The following is a 390-nucleotide window of genomic DNA, read 5'->3' as shown; positions in this document are numbered from 1 at the left end:
AACACCACGTCGACGCCGCGGTTGTCGGTGAACTTGTTGATTTGCATCAACAGGTCCTGCTCTTCCGTGACGATGACTTTCTCGGCACCAAGGGACAGCAGGTATTCACGTTCATCACTGTCTTTGGTCGCGGCAATCACCCGCACACCCAGGGCTTTGCCCAGTTGCACAAAGGATGGGCCGGCGCAGTGGCTGGCGTCAGTCACCAAGGCAAACTGCCCCGGCTTGACCCGCGCCAGATCCACGTAGGCAAAGTAGGCAATCAACAGCGGCGTGTAGTGCACGCTCGCCTCGATAGGGCTCAAGACATCCGGATACCGGGTCAGCGCCGAACGGGGCAGGACGATCTGTTCGCCATACACCGGGTAATCATTGGGGCTCTCGGCCGGA

General features: G+C 59.7%; 1 protein-coding gene. It reads right to left on the bottom strand.

Annotation, left to right across the window (positions count from 1 at the left end):
* The coding region (locus tag HX823_RS31745) for a zinc-binding dehydrogenase (RefSeq protein WP_177078603.1) at positions 1-390 on the bottom strand (390 nt) is incomplete at both ends.

This window comes from Pseudomonas sp. P7759, from assembly GCF_013386445.1.
GTDB lineage: Bacteria > Pseudomonadota > Gammaproteobacteria > Pseudomonadales > Pseudomonadaceae > Aquipseudomonas > Aquipseudomonas azotoformans_A.
Note: the sequence above shows the minus strand (reverse complement) of the source record. Positions and strands in the feature narration are given on the sequence as shown.